Annotated in this window: 4 protein-coding genes; 3 read left to right on the plus strand and 1 reads right to left on the minus strand. The window is 72.6% G+C overall.

The window, feature by feature from the left end:
• The coding region (locus tag ACFFNX_RS06870) for a WD40 repeat domain-containing protein (RefSeq protein ID WP_378196941.1) at nucleotides 1-917 on the plus strand (917 nt) is incomplete at its 5' end.
• On the opposite strand, the gene ACFFNX_RS06875 is transcribed toward ACFFNX_RS06870, so the two are convergent.
• Nucleotides 887-1,489, minus strand: a complete 603-nt coding sequence (locus ACFFNX_RS06875; RefSeq protein WP_378196944.1) for a TetR/AcrR family transcriptional regulator — start codon at nucleotides 1,487-1,489, stop codon at nucleotides 887-889. The two genes, ACFFNX_RS06870 and ACFFNX_RS06875, sit on opposite strands and share 31 nt — an antisense overlap.
• A 149-nt stretch (nucleotides 1,490-1,638) precedes the next feature.
• On the opposite strand from ACFFNX_RS06875, the gene ACFFNX_RS06880 reads away from it, so the two are divergent.
• On the plus strand, nucleotides 1,639-1,890 hold the full coding sequence (locus tag ACFFNX_RS06880; RefSeq protein ID WP_378196947.1) for a hypothetical protein: 252 nt from the start codon (nucleotides 1,639-1,641) through the stop codon (nucleotides 1,888-1,890).
• A gap of 57 nt (nucleotides 1,891-1,947) precedes the next feature.
• On the plus strand, nucleotides 1,948-2,512 hold a 565-nt coding region (locus ACFFNX_RS06885; protein WP_378196950.1), incomplete at its 3' end, for a Ppx/GppA phosphatase family protein.

Below are 2,512 nucleotides of genomic sequence, written 5' to 3' on the forward strand. Positions count from 1 at the left end.
TGGACGCCGACGGCCGGATCGCCGTGTCCGGCGGGGTCGACCGCGCGGTCCGAGTGTGGGACGTGGACGGCGGGACCTGCCGGCCAGTGACCGCGCGGCAGCCCAGCCCCGTCGACGCCGTCGGGGTGAGCGACGACGGAACGCGAGCGGTGTCCGCGAGCCGCGACGGAACCATCGCCGTGTGGTCGGTCGCGACCGGTGAACGGATCGGCGGCCTCGACCGTCCGCTGGCGCTGGGCGCGAACGCCGCCGCGTTCGACCGCGCCGGGCGGCGGGCCCTCGTGGCCGGGGCCGACGCGGTGATCCGGCTCTGGAACCTGGATACCGGCGAGTGCGAACGGGAGCTGCCGGGCCACGCCCGGAAGGTCACCGCGCTCTGGTTCGGGCCGGACCTGGCCGCCTCCGCGGGAACGGACGGAGAGGTACGGCTGTGGAACCCGCGCACGGGGCGGTGCCTGCGGACGCTGCGCGGCCACACCGATCAGGTGATGTCGGTCTGCCTGAGCCCCGAGGACCGACACGTCCTGTCCGCGGGCGGGTACACCGACCGGACGATCCGCCTGTGGGACGCCGCGACGGGCGCGTGCCTGCGCGTCTTCGGCGACGAGCCCGACAACCCGCGCGCGGCCGACTCGGTACCCGAGGTGCGGTCGACGCACGTGCGGTTCAGCCCGGACGGACGGTTCGCGATCTCCGGCGGGACCGACGCGACCGTACGGATGTGGGACCTGGCCACCGGCCGGTGCCTGAGCGTCCTCGACGGCCACAGCGGGCCGGTGAACGCGGTCGTGATCAGCGCCGACGCCCGGTTCGCGCTCTCCGCGGGCACGGACGGCGCCGTACGGCGCTGGGAGCTCGACTGGGACCTGCGAGTCGAGCGGGATCGTCATCCGCCCGGCGTCTCACCCGCCCGGTGACGCAGCAGCGGCATCAGTACGCGGTCGACGAGTTCGGCGAGGAAGGCGTCATCCTGCGGCTCACCGGTGACGAACGCCCGCGAGAACAACATCGCCGAACACAGCTCCGCGAGCAGGGTGCGGTCGATGTCGGCGGGCAGCTCGCCTCGGGCGTGGGCCCGGTCGAGGACCGGGTCGAAGGCCTGCCGCTTGTCGTCGACCATCCGCGCTCGCACCGTACGGGCCAGCTCGTCATCGTGGTGCATCGCGGTCATCAGGCCCAGCAGCAGCCCGGCGTCCTGCTCGGTCAACCCGTCGCGCATCGCCCGCAGTGTGCCCAGAAGGTCCGCGCGCAGGTCGCCCGGGTCCGCCTGCACGGCCATCCCCTGACCCGCGCGCCTCTCGACCGCGGCCACCACCATGTCGGCCTTGCCCGACCAGCGGCGATAGATGGTCGCCTTGCTGGCGCGGGCACGGGTGGCGATCGCGTCCATGGTCATCCGGTCGTAGCCGACCTCGGTCAGCAGCTCCAGTGTCGCCGCGAGGATCGCCTCCTCACGCGCCTCGCCACGCGCGGTGTCGTCGTTCTTCACCCGGTCACCTCGAAGCATGCGAACGGAACCGTTTCGTTCACCATATCGCGGCCCCGGCCGACGAGGTCCGGGCCTGCGCGAGCCGCTGCACGGCCGGCTGGACGCATGAACGGCGGACGCCGGGTAGGGCTCCTGACGAAGGAGGTCTCATGAGTGGTATCGGCATACTGGCGGTCATCGGGCTGATCGCGATCGTGATCGTCCTGTTCGGCTGGATATTCATGATCGTGCGGGCGAGCCGGCACCCGATGAAGGTCAAGGACCCTGGTGGCAGGTTCAAGCGCGGGCCGGTCTCGGGCGGAGCCATCCACGGCGACCCGGGACAGAACATCCTGACCGGTGAGGCACCGAGGCAGGACGCGGCCGAGGAGCACGAACAGAACATTCAGTCACGTCCGTAACCCCCGTCGCACCGGCACTCCGGGTGAGGTTCCGGAACGGCGGGTAGGGCGTTACCCATGCGCATCGGTGTCCTCGACGTCGGATCGAACTCCGCCCACCTGCAGATCGTGGAACTCCTGCCCGGGGAGCCCCCGCGGCGGATCCGGTCGGTGAAGCACCCGACGTTGCTGGCCGACGCGATCACCCCGGACGGGCACATCCGGCCGCCGGCCGTCGAGCGGCTGGTCGCGGCGGTCGACGCTACGGCGCGTGCGGCCGAGGACGAACACCTCGACGAACTGATCGCCTTCGCCACCGCGTCGGTACGCGACGCGGCCAACCGCGAGCCGATCCTCGCGCGGGTGGCGGCCGAGACCGGGATCCGGCTCGGGCACCTGTCCGGGCGGGACGACGCGCGGCTCACGTTCCTGGCCGCCCGCGTCTGGTTCGGCTGTTCGGCCGGGCCGATGCTGCTGATGGACATCGGCGGCGGGACCACCGAACTCGCCTACGGCGACGGCGAGGAGCCCGCGCTGGCCCTGTCCCTGCCGCTCGGCGCCGGCCGCCTGACCCGCGCCTTCCTGCCCGGCGATCCGCCGCGCCCGGGCGATGTCCGGCTGCTGCGGCGGTTCGTGTACGAGC

The organism is Actinoallomurus acaciae (assembly GCF_042429965.1).
GTDB classification, from domain to species: domain Bacteria; phylum Actinomycetota; class Actinomycetes; order Streptosporangiales; family Streptosporangiaceae; genus Actinoallomurus; species Actinoallomurus acaciae.

What these genes read in the sequence shown, in the direction of transcription:
- ACFFNX_RS06880 (WP_378196947.1), top strand. Translation starts at nt 1,639, where the DNA reads ATGAGTGGTATCGGCATACTGGCGGTCATCGGGCTGATCGCGATCGTG.